Source organism: Neobacillus rhizosphaerae, assembly GCF_937468385.1.
Lineage (GTDB): Bacteria > Bacillota > Bacilli > Bacillales > Cytobacillaceae > Neobacillus > Neobacillus rhizosphaerae.
Window position 1 is genome coordinate 52,272 of the sequence record NZ_CALBWS010000011.1, and the last position, 17,052, is coordinate 69,323.

The 17,052-nt window shown below is 37.8% G+C and carries 13 protein-coding genes; 10 read left to right on the forward strand and 3 right to left on the reverse strand.

Annotation, left to right across the window (positions count from 1 at the left end; all coding sequences use genetic code 11):
* Nucleotides 1-431 precede the first annotated feature (431 nt).
* Both M5A78_RS10395 and M5A78_RS10400 read right to left on the reverse strand, forming a co-directional pair.
* Nucleotides 432-1,697 carry an FAD-dependent oxidoreductase gene (locus M5A78_RS10395; protein WP_248735205.1) on the reverse strand — a complete coding sequence of 422 codons (1,266 nt, stop codon included), beginning with the start codon at nucleotides 1,695-1,697 and terminating at the stop codon, nucleotides 432-434.
* A gap of 144 nt (nucleotides 1,698-1,841) precedes the next feature.
* On the reverse strand, nucleotides 1,842-2,288 hold the full coding sequence (locus tag M5A78_RS10400; RefSeq protein WP_248735206.1) for a Dps family protein: 447 nt from the start codon (nucleotides 2,286-2,288) through the stop codon (nucleotides 1,842-1,844).
* 367 nt (nucleotides 2,289-2,655) lie between these two features.
* Here M5A78_RS10400 and M5A78_RS10405 point away from each other — a divergent pair, with 367 nt between their 5' ends.
* A complete protein-coding gene (locus tag M5A78_RS10405; RefSeq protein WP_248735207.1) occupies nucleotides 2,656-3,258 on the forward strand; it encodes a cell wall hydrolase in 603 nt (200 codons plus the stop codon).
* A 164-nt stretch (nucleotides 3,259-3,422) separates the two neighbouring features.
* On the opposite strand, the gene M5A78_RS10410 is transcribed toward M5A78_RS10405, so the two are convergent.
* Complete coding sequence (locus M5A78_RS10410) at nucleotides 3,423-4,292, reverse strand: alpha/beta hydrolase (RefSeq protein WP_248735208.1); 870 nt, start codon at nucleotides 4,290-4,292, stop codon at nucleotides 3,423-3,425.
* A gap of 341 nt (nucleotides 4,293-4,633) precedes the next feature.
* On the opposite strand from M5A78_RS10410, the gene fdrA reads away from it, so the two are divergent.
* From fdrA to M5A78_RS10455, 9 genes are all read left to right on the forward strand, one after another.
* Nucleotides 4,634-6,382, forward strand: a complete 1,749-nt coding sequence (gene fdrA / locus M5A78_RS10415; RefSeq protein ID WP_248735209.1) for an acyl-CoA synthetase FdrA — start codon at nucleotides 4,634-4,636, stop codon at nucleotides 6,380-6,382.
* 65 nt (nucleotides 6,383-6,447) lie between these two features.
* Nucleotides 6,448-7,722 carry a YlbE family protein gene (locus M5A78_RS10420; RefSeq protein ID WP_248735210.1) on the forward strand — a complete coding sequence of 425 codons (1,275 nt, stop codon included), beginning with the start codon at nucleotides 6,448-6,450 and terminating at the stop codon, nucleotides 7,720-7,722.
* A complete protein-coding gene (locus M5A78_RS10425) occupies nucleotides 7,723-8,619 on the forward strand; it encodes a DUF2877 domain-containing protein (RefSeq protein ID WP_248735211.1) in 897 nt (298 codons plus the stop codon).
* A 299-nt stretch (nucleotides 8,620-8,918) separates the two neighbouring features.
* Nucleotides 8,919-9,854, forward strand: a complete 936-nt coding sequence (gene arcC / locus M5A78_RS10430) for a carbamate kinase (protein WP_319942279.1) — start codon at nucleotides 8,919-8,921, stop codon at nucleotides 9,852-9,854.
* A gap of 37 nt (nucleotides 9,855-9,891) precedes the next feature.
* Nucleotides 9,892-11,259 carry a citrate transporter gene (locus tag M5A78_RS10435; RefSeq protein WP_248735212.1) on the forward strand — a complete coding sequence of 456 codons (1,368 nt, stop codon included), beginning with the start codon at nucleotides 9,892-9,894 and terminating at the stop codon, nucleotides 11,257-11,259.
* Between the two features lie 101 nt (nucleotides 11,260-11,360).
* A complete protein-coding gene (locus M5A78_RS10440; protein ID WP_248735213.1) occupies nucleotides 11,361-12,584 on the forward strand; it encodes an amidohydrolase family protein in 1,224 nt (407 codons plus the stop codon).
* Nucleotides 12,585-12,763: 179 nt separating this feature from the next.
* The gene (locus M5A78_RS10445) at nucleotides 12,764-13,906 is read left to right on the forward strand and encodes a sensor histidine kinase (RefSeq protein ID WP_248735214.1); all 1,143 of its coding nucleotides are present in this window, start codon (nucleotides 12,764-12,766) and stop codon (nucleotides 13,904-13,906) included.
* Complete coding sequence (locus M5A78_RS10450) at nucleotides 13,896-14,600, forward strand: response regulator transcription factor (RefSeq protein ID WP_248735215.1); 705 nt, start codon at nucleotides 13,896-13,898, stop codon at nucleotides 14,598-14,600. The genes M5A78_RS10445 and M5A78_RS10450 overlap by 11 nt, the downstream gene beginning before the upstream one ends.
* 137 nt (nucleotides 14,601-14,737) lie before the next feature.
* Complete coding sequence (locus tag M5A78_RS10455) at nucleotides 14,738-16,870, forward strand: sigma 54-interacting transcriptional regulator (protein ID WP_248735216.1); 2,133 nt, start codon at nucleotides 14,738-14,740, stop codon at nucleotides 16,868-16,870.
* Nucleotides 16,871-17,052: the final 182 nt, after the last annotated feature.

A 17,052-nucleotide genomic window follows, 5' to 3' on the forward strand; every position in this document is an offset into this window, starting at 1 on the left:
ATTGTACAATTTACGACAGACTTTGACAATGGCAAAGTATAAGTTAATAGGTAGTTACCTTTGTGCAGTGTCCCATGTAAAAGCAATTTGGGGAAAGTTTTCCTTGTTAAGCCCGCTTAATTCTTTAATCTATTGAATTAGCACCTGTTGATTGGAGCGGAAGGCGCGAAGACTCCTGCGGGAGTACGGGGCAGGGGAGACCCCACAGGCGCGCATTAGCGCCGAGGAGGCTCCCCGGCACGCCCGCGGAAAGCGAAGCGCCTGGAGCGCAAATCAACAGACATGTTGCATTAATAATATTTTAACAAATTAACGTCGGTGAAATGTTAAAGCAGCTTAAAAATAAAGGCTGTCGAAGGTTTTTCGACAGCCTGAGGGTATCTCAAAATATGAGATACCCAGTTTATATTTTTTATTGTGAATTCTCCAGTTTAACTATATTGCGGGCGTAGTTTTGAGCGTTTATTAACGTGTTGCTCGGCACTTAAAGCGGCAATAGCCCCATCTGCAGCAGATATAACGGCTTGCTTAATCGGCGTTCTTCTGGCATCACCACCGGCAAAAACACCATCTATATTTGTACGCAGGAGTTCATCGACCATGACATATCCCTCTTCATCTCGCATAACTGCCCCTTTTAAGAAATCTGTGCCAGGCTTCATCCCGCCAAGATATAAGAAAATACCATCGATGGTCCAAATTTCTTCTTCTCGTTTATCATTTAGAATGACAATTTTCTCAACACTGTCAGTCCCAATGATTTCTCTAACACGGTGACGTTTATAGATTTCAACCTTTGGATTATTTTGTAACGCCGAAAGGTCGACGTCGCCTTTTAATTCAGTTGGGATTAACAGTTTTACTGTTTTACAATACTTTGTCAGTGTTTCAGCCTCATGGATAGCCTCATCATTATCACCAACAACGGCGACAACCTGGTCTTGATAGAAGGCAGCATCGCAGGTTGAACAATAGCTTACACCACGACCGGTAAATTCTTCTTCCCCATTAATCTTGCTCGATGGTGCTTTAGCTCCAACCCCAATAAAGACACTTTTTGCTTTAATAGTACCCTCGGCCAGTTCAATCTTTTTGATTTCATCTGCAAAATCAACGGAAAGGACGGTTGAACGTACGAATTCGGCCCCAAAGTCTTTTGCCTGGGCCTGCATTCTTGTTAACAGCTCAAGGCCAGTTAATTCTTCGCGCACACCTGGATAGTTTGCTATCTTATGGGTAATCGCTAGCGTTCCAGCTTTAGGTGCTTTATCAATGACGAGTGTTTTTAATTTTCCGCGTGCAGCGTAAACAGCAGCGGAAGCACCAGCAGGACCGCCGCCAATAGTGACGAAATCATAAACGTCTTCCAATACCTTTTGATTAACTGGTTGAAAAATACCATCTGGATTTTCCTCAGTAATTTCAGCTTGTGGAGGATTTGCAATGATTGGTTCATTTTCCGAAAGCCCAAGCAGGTTATTAAATTTTTTCTCCTGAAAACCTAATACTAGCTTTCCATTAATAAGTGTTGCTGGCGTTCCATAAATTTTCCGTTCTTTTAATTGATCAAAATATTCCTTATGTATGGAAGCGTTACGTTCTTCAAATTCAATTCCATGATCCTTTAAAAATGATTTTACTTTTTCGCAATAGGGGCAGCCTGTGCTGCTATAAACAATAACTTCATGCTTGGACATGTTAGCAAACCTCCAGTTTAGTAAATTTATTTAGTATTATAAATAATTTGATGACTAAATAAAAGTTAATACTTTTTAATAATTATTATAATTTAAATGCTGCTAAAAAGTCCAACAAATAGTTGGACTTTAGCAAATAGAAAATTAAATTGTTTTTCCAAGGAATGCAGTAAGCATCCAAACATGCTTCTCTAAGCCAGAATGAATCGCAAGCAGCATATCTCCGGTTGTTTCATCATTCATTTCCCCTGCAAAGCTCATGCCTTCTTTTAATTCACCAATGATAATGGAGAAATCATCAATGACGGACTGAACCATTTGCTCAGCAGATTCGTTTCCAGAAGCTTCTTTAATCGATGAAATTTCAAGGCATTCTTTCATGGTAGCGACAGGTTCGCCACCGATAGCTAGTAAGCGTTCAGCCAATTCATCAACATGAAGTCCTGCCTCATTATAAAATTCTTCAAATTTGGCGTGTAATGTAAAAAATTGCCCGCCTTTCACATACCAATGATAGTTATGTAACTTCATATACAAGACAGACCAATTCGCAATTTGTTTGTTAAGTACGCTGACTAATTGATTTTCCATGAGATAACCTCCTAAATAGTATCATTTATATATTACCCAAGTTTTAAGTGAAATCCTGTATGAAATGAAGGAATTTGTTGTCAATTTGGTGAAAGTCATTTTTTTATCATGATTTAACGGGGTATTTCGCTTTTCCGGTGTTACTCGAGTGAAACAATTTGTAATAAAGGGTCCTGAACCATCCATTGGAGTGATTTATTGGTATAAAAATAGAAATGGATATTATTCCCTTTTAGTAGAGGAAGCCTTTCATATTGGGCAGGACTTCAGTTATTTGTGACTTACCATTTATTGGGGAATGAATAAGAGTGTTACAACTGATAGCCTTATTAATAGAGAAACGGACACACAACTTGGAGGTAATAAAATGGATAAATTAAAAAAACTAGTGATTGCAACTGGATTAATATTATCAATGTCTGCCTTCACTTTAAATGGAAAGTCAGAAGCGGCAACGACAACTCATAAGGTTCAATCTGGGGAAACTTATTGGAAAATTGCAACGAAATACGGAGTCCCTGTTAATAGTCTATTAAACGCAAACAATGCAACAGGCAGTCTACTTTATGCAGGAACAAATCTAGTAATCCCAAATACTACTGTTACTGCTGCAGAAAAAGACTTGATGGCCCGTCTTGTTCATGCAGAGGCTAAAGGTGAGCCATACGCAGGTAAGGTCGCAGTTGCCACTGTTATTTTAAACCGTGTTGCGAGCCCTGATTTCCCAAATACTATCAATAGTGTTGTTTATGAAAAGTCTAATGGTCATTACGCTTTCACCCCAGTCCAAAACGGTGCCATTAATCAACCATCAGATGCGGCATCAAGACAAGCGGTAAATGAAGCATTGGCATTTAAGGGTCAAGGTAATGGCTCGTTGTTCTTCTATAATCCAAACACAGCAGTAAGTAAATGGATTTTTTCTCGTGAAGTAACGGTAACAATCGGTAACCACCGTTTCGCGAAATAATAATAATAGCATGCCAAGAAAATAGATTTTTATACAAAAAGCAGTGAATTCCCAAAAAATGGAGTTCACTGTTTTTTTTGGCTTTCATATCTTTTGCTTCTTTTTACAAGAACTGATAATTGTCAATTAGCAAAACAGGGGGTGAAGTTAGTTCAAGACATTGTTTAACCAAGATGTTTATGCAAAAATTTAATGACTTCCTCAAAGGCATATTTGACAACTGGGTTTTGCCAATCCTCGTCAAACACATGCTTGCCATTGGGAATTGTAATGAATTGATTCTCTACTCCAGCCTTATGTAATGCCTCGGACATCAGAACAGATTGCTCATATGGGACATCCTCATCCATGGTCCCATGCAAGAGTATAGTTGGAGGAAAATGAGAACTTACAGAATGAAGTGGACAATACTGGGAAAGCTCTTGCTTCTTCATCCTCGGGTTTAAACCGCTTATTTCCTCAATCCAAACTCCTTGCTGTCTAGCATACATGTAAATAGCATATCGTTTCTCAATCGGACCCACAGTAATAACCTTGTTCGAGACGAGCATTTTTGCCAGCTCTTTAGGGACGGCTGTTAGACTTTGATAGTGGGAGCTAGGCTTAGTTGCCCAGTCCCCAGTAATATCCCCATAACCGTAGAACGAAACAATTGCCTTTGGTTTGTTCATCAACGTCCCAGATAAAAGGGCAAGGTAAGCACCAGCTGAACTTCCAATCACCGCAATTCTTCTTGGATCATAGTCAAATTCCTTAGGGCCTTCGTTCTCGAGCCAGTAAAGGGCGTCAGCGATATCGGATTTAATATCAGGTAGTTTTGATTCTGGTGCTAATCGGTAATCAATAGAGAAAACATTAAAACCAGCGGAAAGATAAAGCTCAATCTGCTCTTTCTTCATATCCTCTCTTGAACCCCAGAACAGGCCGCCACCGTGAATGTAGACAACAACCGGGTTATTTTTTGGGGAAACAGAATAAAAATCTGCATTAATCTCAAAACTTTCTTCTCTTTTGTAGACAATCGTTGTTTTCATCTTTGTGATTCACACACTCTTTCTAAAAATGATAGGCACATAAATATATTTCTTATACAAATTTTGAACGATAATGATGGGATTATTCTATTTGTTACCTTATCATAATGGTATTAATTTACAGTCTTAATAATTAGAAATAGTCAGTATTATCTAATGTATCATACTGAATTAAAATGAAAAAACTAGATTTGAAAAGTTTAACGAATTTTTAATGACTCAACCGGATTTTTTATTACATTGCAAGGGGAAAACCTTTACCATTGGATTGAAAAGAACTGAACTCATCCGTTTCCTGAAAAACGGAAAAACAATTACTAATAAAAGAGGTGCATAAAATAATGCTTTATACCATTATTAAAGAAAACTCCTACCAGGATTCCGTTAACCTAATGCTTCTCACAAATAAGATATCAACAATGGACGGTGTAAATAAAGTTCAAATTATGATGGGAACCCCGGCCAATAAGGATATTTTTAAAACCGCAGGTCTTCATACAGAGGAATTAGAAAAAGCTGCAGCAAACGATATGTGTATTGTTGTTGATACTGACTCGGAAGACAAAATTCAAGAAGTACTTGATGAAGTTGATAATTATTTAAAAAATCAAGCAATCAGCAACACAAAGCAGGAATTTGAATCAGTACGTACTTGGGATAAAGCGCTTAAAGCACTACCTAATGCAAATATGGCGATTATTTCAGTTCCAGGTCAATATGCTGCAGAAGAGGCTGAAAAAGCGATTGATAACGGATTACACGCCTTTATTTTCAGTGATAACGTAAAAATTGAAGATGAACTTCGTATTAAACAGAAAGCTCACGAAAAAGGTCTGCTTGTCATGGGTCCTGACTGTGGTACAGGGATCCAAACTGGGGTGCCAATGGCTTTTGCAAATATTGTGAAGCAAGGAAATATTGGTATTGTTGGAGCTTCTGGTACAGGTATTCAAGAAGTGTCTACAATTATCGATCGCATCGGTGGAGGCGTAAGCCATGCTATCGGAACTGGTGGTCGTGATCTGTCTGAAACGATTGGTGCAATTACCATGATGGACGCAATTAAAGGATTGGAAGTACACAAACAGTCAGAAGTTATTGCTATTATTTCTAAGCCACCAGCAAAAGATGTACGTGACCAAGTTGTTAACTTACTTCAAGGTTTATCAAAACCAGTAGTTGCTATTTTCCTAGGAGAAGCTCCACATTCACATGAAGGAAATGTCCACTATGCAAATACGCTTGAAGAAACAGCTGCTATTGCTGTTGATCTTGCAAAGGGCAATCCTATTAAAGCAAACTATAATATTCTTACTTCCGATGTGCCAGCTGCAGACTTGAAACCAGAGCAAACAACGATCAAAGGTCTCTATTCAGGCGGTACACTTGGGTATGAAGCAGCTACTCTTATCAGTAGAGCTTTCGGTCTAGGAAAGTCCGAACATGCAGAAGAGGGCTACTTACTAAAAGTTAACGGCTTTGAAGTTGCTGACCTTGGCGATGATATTTACACACAAGGAAAACCGCATCCAATGATTGACCCTGAAACAAGGGTTCAATATTTTGAAACAGCTGCGCAGGATGAAAAGACTGCTATTATCCTTTTTGATGTTGTTCTTGGTTATGGATCTCATGATGATATGGCTAGTGAATTAATCCCAGCTATTGAAAAGATCCAAAACGAATCAAAGAAAAACGGCAGAAATATTTACTTTGTTGGAACGGTTTGTGGAACAGAGCAAGATCCACAAGGTTACCAAGATCAAAAAAATAAGCTTGCAAAAGCTGGTGTCATCCTACGAGATAGCAACAACCAAGCTGTTCGTACAGCACTTGCAATGCTCGGTATTGATTTAAAAGAAGCAGATAAAGAAATGAAACCTGCTAGCAAAGTCTATGAAAAACAAGATCTCACAGTTTCTCCTGCAATCGAAAAATTATTAAACGAAAAACCAAGTGTTATTAACGTTGGTTTGAAGAAATTTACGAATGCCATTACTGAAAATGGCGGTACGGTTGTTCAGTTCGACTGGCGTCCAGTTGCAGGTGGAAATGAAAGAATGCGTAAAATCTTAGCTGTGCTTCGTTAAACTTTGTGAAAGATAATTCAAGCTGGCGATTTTAACAAAGAAAATAAAATCTGGAGGAAAGCAAAATGTACGGAACTTATAATACAATTGATGAAGCAAATAGAGCGGTAATCGATAAAATTGTTGCCGGTGCCCCTTTTTTAGTAGATGTTGTTCCAGCTAAATCAGTTATTGAGGAATTAAACGGGAAAGTCCTGCTCCATGCAGGTCCACCAATTAAGTGGGATAACATGCCTAGCCCTATGCAGGGTTCATGTATTGGAGCTGTTCTTTTTGAAGGATGGGCAGCAAACGCTGATGAGGCAACTGTCATGCTTAAAAATGGCGAGGTGGAATTTATTCCATGTCACCATGTAAATGCAGTTGGACCAATGGGTGGTATCACTTCAGGTAGTATGCCTGTTGTTGTTGTTGAAAACCGTGAACAGAGCAACACTGCTTATTGTACAATGAATGAAGGTATTGGTAAGGTCCTACGTTTCGGTGCTTATTCTGAAGAGGTGACAAATCGCCTTGCATGGATGAGAGATGTTCTCGCCCCTACTATCTCTAAGGCACTTAAAGTAAAAGGTGATGGACTAAACATCAACGTTATGATTGCCAAAGCGATTACAATGGGTGACGAATTCCACCAACGTAACATCGCTGCGTCCCTAATTTTCTTAAAAGAAATTGCACCGTTTATTTTACAAACAGATGTATCTGAAAAGGATAAGCAAGAGGTTGTTAAATTCCTTGCTGATACAGATCAATTTTTCTTAAATATTGCGATGGCTACTAGTAAGGCTGTTATGGACGCATCTAGAACGATCCAACACGGTACCGTTGTAACAGCTATGTGCCGGAATGGATATGAATTTGGAATCCGGATTAGTGGTATGGGTGACCAATGGTTTACCGCACCAGTAAATACACCGCAAGGCTTATTCTTCACTGGCTACACTCAAGAAATGGCTAGTCCAGACATGGGAGACAGTGCGATTACAGAAACCTTTGGAGTAGGCGGATTTGCAATGGTTGCTGCCCCAGGTGTAACACGTTTTGTTGGTGCGGGTGGCTTTGACGACGCCCTAAGAACAAGCAATGATATGATGGAAATTTGTATCGACCAAAACCCTAACTTTACGATTCCGACTTGGGATTTCCAAGGTGCATGCCTTGGTATTGATGCAAGGAAGGTTGTTGAAACAGGAATTGAACCAGTGATTAACACAGGAATTGCTCACAAAGAAGCAGGTGTAGGTCAAATCGGTGCTGGTACTGTTCGTGCACCATTAGCATGCTTTGAAAAGGCAATTGAAGCTTATGCAGTAAAGCTTGGTCTCATTGAGGCATTGTAAATGATTAAATATACACTTTTTGGAGGGGAATATAGTTATCTTATTCCCCTTCTTCTTTGTGAAAAAAACATTGGACAAGTTCATAGTATTTTTGCAAATGGCTTTAATATTAAAATGGGGGACTCCTTAATTTTTATTGGTAATAAGAAGAACGGCTTGCTTCCATTTGGGATCCATCTCACTCCTATTGATACATCGAGAGCTGTAATGCTTATTAAAAGCAATGAAAGCGTTTTCTGGGATAAGGATACAGCATCACTAATATTCTCAGAAATGTCATTAAGCTTGGAAAAAGGCAGCAGATTTAAAAATGATATATTTCCTGTTTCTAAAAATGTTTTCTATAAAGATAAATTAACTAATCTTAAAGAATTGTTAATCACAAATGGTCAGCCGACTGGGTTGGATATTTATATCAATGAATTTTTAAGCAAGTATGATAGGGTTTCCGATGAAAATTGGTCAGAAGGAGAACAATATATACTAGGGCTGATGGATGTTGTTTTGACGAACGACCACTCTCTTATAGAGAAGACACTCCGCTTTTTTCTTGGGAGAGGGAAAGGACTAACCCCTTCAGGTGATGATCTAATGGTTGGGTTACTTGCATTTGCTTCTATCACAAATTTTATTTCAGTTGCTTTTTATGAGGAATTATCCAAATTGGTTGAAAAGGAACCGATTACAACTGACGTGAGTAAGGAATATTTGCGATATGCACTGAAGAATGAGTTTAGTTCGACAGTTACTGACGTAATAAATTCAATCGGCTCTAATAAGCCTTGGCTTTCCGAAGCTGCATTCGATCGATTACTTGGGGTGGGGCATAGTTCTGGTTTGGATACATTATTTGGAATTCTTGTAGGAATGTTAGCATATAACCAATTTTTTGAATAATAAACAAGCTCTCCAAGTCGCAGTGAAGAATTATTCGGCACCCGAAATAAAGGATATGAAATTTTTTTGACATTTCTTAATTGATTTCTTTAATGTTACGTGATTAAGAGAAATCGCGAAATAATAAGGTTTTTACGATGCTTCGACATGACCTAAAAGTATTTTGTTATGTTTTTTTAATCTTTTTTTATGAAAACGCATTATTTTTTTACGGTTTGTTAATTTGATAATAGTGTTTTCTATCCCTAAACTATAAGTAGATAGTCTATCTAATATATATGAAACAATGAGGTGTTATTGTGAGTAAAATTGTCCTTGCTATCGGAGGAAATGCAATCATCAAAGAAGGACAAAAGGGTACCATTGAGGAACAGCAACAAAATATTTATGAAAGTTGTGAACCTGTACTTGGATTAATCGAACAGGGGAACACTGTTGTCATCACTCATGGAAATGGTCCACAAGTGGGTAATACATTAATTAAATCCAAACTGGCTGAAACAGTGGTTCCGGCTTATCCTTTAGATGTTTGTGACGCAGAAACTCAAGGGAACTTGGGATATTTAATTCAACAAGCATTTAGAAATAAAATGGTAGAACGTAAAATTGAAAAAACTGTAGCAACAGTTGTTACACAGTCAATAGTTTCAAAAGACGATCCTGCCTTTGAAACGCTTACTAAGCCAATTGGACCATTTTATTCAAAAGAAGAAATGGAAGAAATCCTTAAAGTGGAAAACCTTACTTTTGTTGAAGACAGTGGTAGAGGATACAGACGTGTTGTGGCATCTCCAAAGCCAATCAAAATTGTTGAAAAAGAGGCCATTGAAGCATTACTTGAAAAAGACATTACCGTTATTACAGCTGGTGGGGGAGGAATCCCTGTTGTAGAAGAAAACGGAATGCTTGTGGGTGTAGAAGCAGTCATTGATAAGGATTTTGCTAGCGCTCTCTTGGCTGCTGAAATCAATGCAGATTATTTATTTATCTTGACCGGTGTTGAACAGGTTGCCATTCATTTTGGAACGCCAAATCAACAAAATCTTTTAGAAATGTCAGTCGATGATGCACTTCGTTATATGGAAGAAGGACATTTTCCAAAAGGCAGCATGGGTCCAAAAATAGAAGCAGCCATTATGTTTTTAAATAAAGGCGGAAAAAACGTCATTATTACATCGATTGACAAGCTTCAAGATGCACTATTAGGCAAAACAGGTACACGAGTAGTTTTATAAACCAATCCCCAGAAAATATGTCTAAAGGAGACAAGACATGAAAAAGAGAAATATATTTGCAATGATAGCATCCTTATTATTCATGCTTATTTCAGGTGCTCAAGTATTTGCAGCAGATCAACTTTCAGAAGTGAAAACTCCTCACGGATTCTACGCTTTTGTAGTTATTATTCCATTAATTGTAATACTTGCGCTTTTATTTATGAAAGTGGACATGGTAGCAGCAGGGTTTGTAGGTGGCGCCTTGGCGATGATCATTGGTGGAGTTGGCCTAGCACAAGCTAATGAACAGTTCATTAAAACAATTCCAACTATGCTCTCCATTACTGTACCAATTATTAACTCCGCAATTGCGATGGCTGTTTTTAAATCAGGTGGTTATACGGCAGCACTGACATTAGTTCGTCGAGCAATTAAAGGCAAGGTTGAATATTTCGCTGTATTTATTGTTATTTTACAAGCTGCAGCAACATATATGTCCGGTATCGGTGGCGGTAGTGCCATGGTTATTGCACCACTAGCTTTCGCAGCAGTGGGAGCGATTCCTGAATTAATTGCTGCTATGTCCATTGCAGCAGCAGTTTCTTTTACAACATCTCCTGCATCACTTGAATCGGGAATTGTGTCGAAACTTTCCGGAATTCCAGTTGACCAGTATGTTTCGGAAATGAGATTATTTTGGCTTGGCTTTGTCCTTCTAGCGATTGCCATCGGTTTTTATGGTGCGAAGAAACGTAAAGTTATCTTTAAGGGCGAAGAAAGCGCAGAATTCGCTGGCATGACAAATGCTCAAATTTTTAAAGTTACGATTCCTGTAATTTTCCTATTATCAGCTGTTATTATTGGACCTTTTATTAACAAAGCAGTAGGATCACCAATTATTACTCCTTTAGTTTATACAGTCATTACACTTGTTTTAATCTTTGTTTGTACGAAATTTAATGTCAATCAATCCGTTGAGGCAATGGTTGATGGCTCTACTTATATTTTAAAAAGTTTATTTGCAGTAGGTATTTTCCTATCATTTATCAATATCATTGGCGACACTGGAGCCTTTAAAGTAATTGCAGGAATCGCACAAAGTGCACCTTCTGCTATCGTTGTTCCTGCAGCTGTTTTAGCAGGGATTCTTGTTGGGATTCCAGCAGGTGCTTACGTTGGATCGATTCTTGGTCTAGTATTACCAGTGGCTGTTTCACTCGGATTTTCACCAGTTGCCTTTGGATTCGTAGCGATGGGCGTTGGGCTAGGAAGCCAACTAAGCTTTGTAAACATTACGATGCAAGCATTATCTGCAGGATTCCAAATTCCAATTATCCAAGTTGTTAAAGGTAATGCAAAATGGGTTGGCGGAGCAATGGTTATTCTGCTTGTTATCTCATTCTTTTTTGGAAAAGTAGCTTAATTCATACAAGCTAGTGGATATGTGGACTCGCAACTAATAGGGCCTTAGGGCATGTCAGTTGCGAGTTCACTTTAAAAAAATCTTTTTGGAGGTTTAACAGAATGGATATTTTAATTAAAAAAGCGAAGCTTCAAGAAGGACAAGAATTAAAGGATATCGCAATTAAAGACGGTAAAATTGTTGCGATTGAAAATAACATTGAGTCTGATGCAGCTCGTGTCATTGAGGCAAATGGAAAGGTTTTAATCCCAGGTCTTATTGAAAGCCACATCCATTTAGATAAAGCACTTATCGCTGACAGACTTCCAAACAAGTCAGGCACATTGCAAGAAGCACTTTCTGTTACTGCTCAATTAAAACCGACTTTTACAAGAGAAGATATTATTGACCGTGCTGAGCGTACACTAGAAATGCTCATTATGAATGGTGTTACAAACATTCGTACACATTCAGAATTTGACCCTTCACAAGGAATGACTGGATTTGAAGTGGTTATGGGTTTAAAAGAAAAATATAAAGATCTTGTTGATATGCAAGTCGTTGCATTCCCACAAGAAGGTATTCTAAAAGCTCCTGGTACAGAAGAAATGATGTATAAAGCAATGGAGATGGGTGCCGACGTAGTTGGTGGTATCCCTTATAATGATACACCTTGGGACAAGCATATTGATCTAGTATTCGAAATCGCGAAAAAATACAACAAACCAATTGACTTTCATCAAGACTTTAAAGATGATGCAGATGGAATCACGATTGAATATGTTTGCGATAAAACGATTGCAGAAGGCTTTGTCGGACGAGTATCGGTCGGCCATTTAACTGCACTGGGTGCATTACCAAAGGAACGTTTAGAACCAATTATTAAAAAGATGGCAGAAGCACAAATCAATGTCATGAGCTTACCGGCAACTGACCTTCACTTAGGCGGTCGTCATGATGAATACAATGTTCGCCGTACTTTAACACCTGTTCGTGCTTTACGTGATGGTGGAGTAAATATGTGTATTGCTACGAATAATATTCGTAACCCGTTCACTCCGTATGGTACTGGTGACGTTATTCAAACAGCAATGCTTGCCATTCCAGCAGCACATCTTGGCGGTGCAGCAGACCTTCCAACGGTATTGCCAATGATTACGACTAATCCGGCAAAAGCCCTTGGTTTAGATGATTACGGAATTGAAGTTGGCAAAAAAGCTAATTTAGTCTTGCTTGATACAGAATCAGTTACGAATGCAGTCATCGATCTTCCAATAAGATTGTTTGTGATTAAGAGTGGAAAAGTAACAGTAGAAACAACAAAAACAGTTAAGATTAACAGATAGTTAGAATAGATTTATGTGTAACTGTTGTAATGAGTAGTAAAATCCTTCCCTAATACCCAAATATACGCCCCTATATGTAGCAAGCATATAGGGGCTTTGTTCTATTCCTTGTTAAAAAAATGCTATAATTGCACTAGTATAGGACTTCCAAATTCAAAATGGGAGGAAGGATAAAAATAATGGAATATTCTGATATTGAAGGTAGTCTAAAAAATAAAATCTATTATGAGAAATATAAAAACAGACATGCTCAACTTAATGCAGTATTAAAAAGTATGTCAGAGGGTATTATTTTGGTTGATAATAATAAGCAAATAGTATATCAAAATGAATTTTTTAATAATCGTCTTTTTAATGAAAATAGAAAAGTCAATCTGAAAACTGAATGTGATTTAATCCAATTCTTACAACAGGTGACTGATCCTCCGATAGACAATGTTGATGAGCTTATTAATTCAGAAGAAATTGATATAAAGTTTAGTATTAAGCAGAGCAACCGGATAAAATATTTCACGTTAAACAAGTTTAGCGTTTGCACGGAAACAGATTTTATTGGTAATGGATATTTGCTGCGTGATATTACGAAAGAAGCAGAGATTGATCAACTGAAGACTAATTTAATTACGATCGCAAGCCATGAATTTAAGACACCGATAACGAGTATTCGCGGCAGTGTTGAAACATTAATGCGGCAAGATGCGAATTGGGATGAGAATTTTAAGCAAGAGCTATTACAGGGGATTCATGAAGATATTTTGCATTTGCAGGATTTACTTTCAGTTTGGTTTGATATAAAGAAAATTGAAGTGGGTACAATGTCTCTAAATAAAGGATTCTTTCCAGTGTTTCAGTTAATTGCTAACGCGCTGGATCAACTCCCTCAAGAAATCATAGAAAGTAATAAAGTCCACTATGTAGAAAATAATGCTGAAGAAATACCCTTACTTTATGGAGATAGGAAACGTCTTCAACAAGTGCTCCTTAACTTAATAATGAATGGAATTGTTCACAATGACTCACCGGAGAAAAAAGTGATCATTACTGTAACTTTCGATTACCAATATGTTTATATTCATGTTAAAGATAATGGAATTGGTATTTCAACGAAAGATAGTAAAAAAATATTTGACCGTTTTTTTAGGGTCGACAATTCTCCGCAACGGAAAACAGGCGGGACAGGTCTCGGACTATCCATTTGCATTGGATTAATGCGAGAGCATGATGGAGACATATTAGTCGAAAGTGAACCCGGAAAGGGAAGCATTTTCACATTGAAGCTTCCAATTGTTTCGAAAGGTCATGGTGATCAAGATGAGTCATAGAATAGCAATCATAGACGATGAGCCAAAAATTGTCAGGTTTATTAAGGCAAATTTACTCTCTTTAGGGTATAAAATTGTTACATTCTCAGATGGTGAACAATTTCTTAATAATTTTGATCTCCATGAGCTTGATTTAGTCCTGTTGGATATCATGATGCCAAACATGGATGGGTTTACAGTTTTAGAGAGATTGAGGAAATTTTCCAACGTTCCCGTGATTATTCTTACTGCCCGGAGCAATTCGAATGATTTAATTGAAGGCTTTGAGCTTGGGGCTGATGACTATTTAACAAAACCATTTTCACTTGATGAATTATTTGCCAGAGTAAAGGCAGTTTTACGTAGAACAGCTCATTTAGATCAAACCATATATGAAAATAAGAAGGTTTCTGTAGGGAACATTGACATTAATCTTGCCCAAAAAAGAGTATTTGTAGGAGAAAAGGAAATGCACTTTACAAACACGGAATATTTGATTTTAGAACAGCTGGCTCTCTATGCAGATAAAGTCGTCAGCCACGAACAGATACTTGTTTCGGTTTGGGGCGCAGAGTACAGAAATGAAGTGGAGTATCTACGCGTTGCCATTGCGCGAATTCGGAAAAAACTCAAGGATACAGGATGCACGAATATTGCGAGTATTATTAGCACCTATCCAGGTATCGGGTATTCACTTGTTACAAAACCTACGTAATGGCGGAAGTATTTCATTTAAATATGTAGAAAAAGAAGATGGACCCACCACATCTTCTTTTTTTAATGACATTTTATTTATAAAATTCAAAATAAAGTGATAGTATTAGGATAGGAAGAATTTAGGGGGATGAAACGATGTTTTCTGTTGCAAACGAAAAAGTAAAACCAATTGTATCGGTCATAATGGATGCTGAAATTTTAAAGCCGACTATTAACAAATGGAAAGAACCCTTTATTTTCTTAGAAAAACAAAATCAATTATTTGCTTATATTGCGGTAAATAGTCAATTACTAGAAAGACTAGAGAAAGAAAATTTTGCAAAAGATGCTTTGCTAAAATACGCTAAACCGATTGAAAGCATTTGTCATCTCGGTCAGAACATTTCCCTTCCCGTCTTATTCCAAATTATCGGAGAACCTTTTGCGATTATAAGAGATGAAGAGGGGAACCCGTCAGGATACATACGAAGAGAAGACGTCCTTGCTGAGCTTTTTAAGCAAGAGAATAAAAGTGTTGATTTGCTAAAAATCCTACTTACATCAATTCCCATGGGGATTTTTGTATTGGACAAGGAAAAACGCATTATTAATTGCAATGAAGCTGGTTTGAAAATGATTCGATCTACTGCAGAAAAGGTATTGAATTTTCCAGCTGGCAATATTTTTAGCGGCCAGCGTATTGACAAGGTGTTTGCAACCGGAAAGACGCTTCTAAATAATCTTGAAATAACTAACGAAATGGGAGTCCTCGTCGATTACAGTCCGATCCTAAATTATAATAGTGAAGTAGATGGAATTATCATCGTAGCCCAGGACTTGCCAATGGTCGAAGAAATGGCAATGGAAATTGAAAATATAAAAGACCTGAATAAGGATTTAAATGCGATTTTATCAAGTATTTATGATGAAATTCTTGTCGTCAATGCGAAAGGGGAGTTAATTAGGTATAGTGACAATATTATTCAAGATTTTTGGAAGATGGACTTAAAAGAGCTAATTGGAAAAAATATTCTAAAGCTTGAGGACCAGGGGCTTTTTACACCCTCAGTTACAAGACTTGTTTTAGAAAAAAGGAAAAAGGTTTCTGTTGTTCAAGAGACGAGATCGGGAAGGAAAATCCTTGCCGTTGGGAATCCTGTTTTTAATGAAAAAAATGAACTGGACCGGATTATCATTGCCTCCCGTGATATTACCGAAACCACAAGGTTAAAAAGCGAACTGCAGGAAATGAGAAAAATATCCGAACAATATAAAAAGGAATTAGATGATTTTAAAAGTAAGGACCGCTTTTTGAAAAAGCTGATATACTGCAGTCCAAAAATGGAAAAAATCATGAATCAGGTAAAAAAAATTGCGGACTTTTCCTCTACGGTTCTTCTCCATGGGGAATCAGGGGTGGGAAAAGAGGTGATTGCCCAAGCGATTCACCAGTTAGGTAAGCGCTCACATAGGCCGTTTCTTAAATTAAATTGTGGCGCGATTCCCGAGAATTTATTGGAAAGTGAACTTTTTGGCTATGCGAAGGGCGCATTTACTGGTGCTGATAAAAATGGAAAAATCGGATATTTCAAGCAGGCAGATGGTGGAATTTTGTTTTTAGACGAAATCGGTGAGCTGCCGTCCCATCTGCAGGTAAAACTGCTCCGTGTCCTTCAGGAACAGGAGGTCATTCCTGTCGGCAGTACAACAACATTTAGGATAAATGTTCAAATTATCGCGGCTACAAATAAAAGGTTGGAAAAAATGGTGGAAGAAGGAAAATTTCGCGAAGATTTATATTATCGCTTACATGTTATTCCCATTCACATCCCACCGCTTAGGGAACGGACAGAGGATATTTCCTTACTGGCGTTTCATTTCCTACAACAGCTGAATGAAAAATATGAACGAAATTATCATTTAACACCCGATGCTGTTAATGTACTCGAATTTTATTCATGGCCAGGAAATGTAAGGGAACTGCAAAACATAATTGAACGATTAGTGGTAACCGCCGACCATTCAGCGATTGACGCCGAATTTGTCAGTCAATTTTTATCATTAGGCTATGAACATAAAAAAATGAAGCCAGTGATTACAAGGGTGATTCCATTGCAGGATGCCATTGATCATGTGGAAGAACAGCTGATTTTGATGGCGATGAATCAGTACAAAACGACCACCAAAGCCGCCAAAGCACTAGGAATCAGCCAATCCTCTGTCAGCAGAAAATATCAAAAAATAGTAACTGAGAAAAATATGAAATTGGAGAATAGGTCAACTACTTAACGATAGGCTACTTCAGATTTCGATATCTGAAGTAGCTTTCTTAGTTTAAGAGTAAATCCCACTTAGCTAGTGGTTTCCTCATCGTCAATTCTACAGGTTAAAGAGGTAAGGATGAAGCCCGTACGTTAGCTTCTGCCGAATATTATCCATGAACATGAAAAGGACTAAACACATATATTATC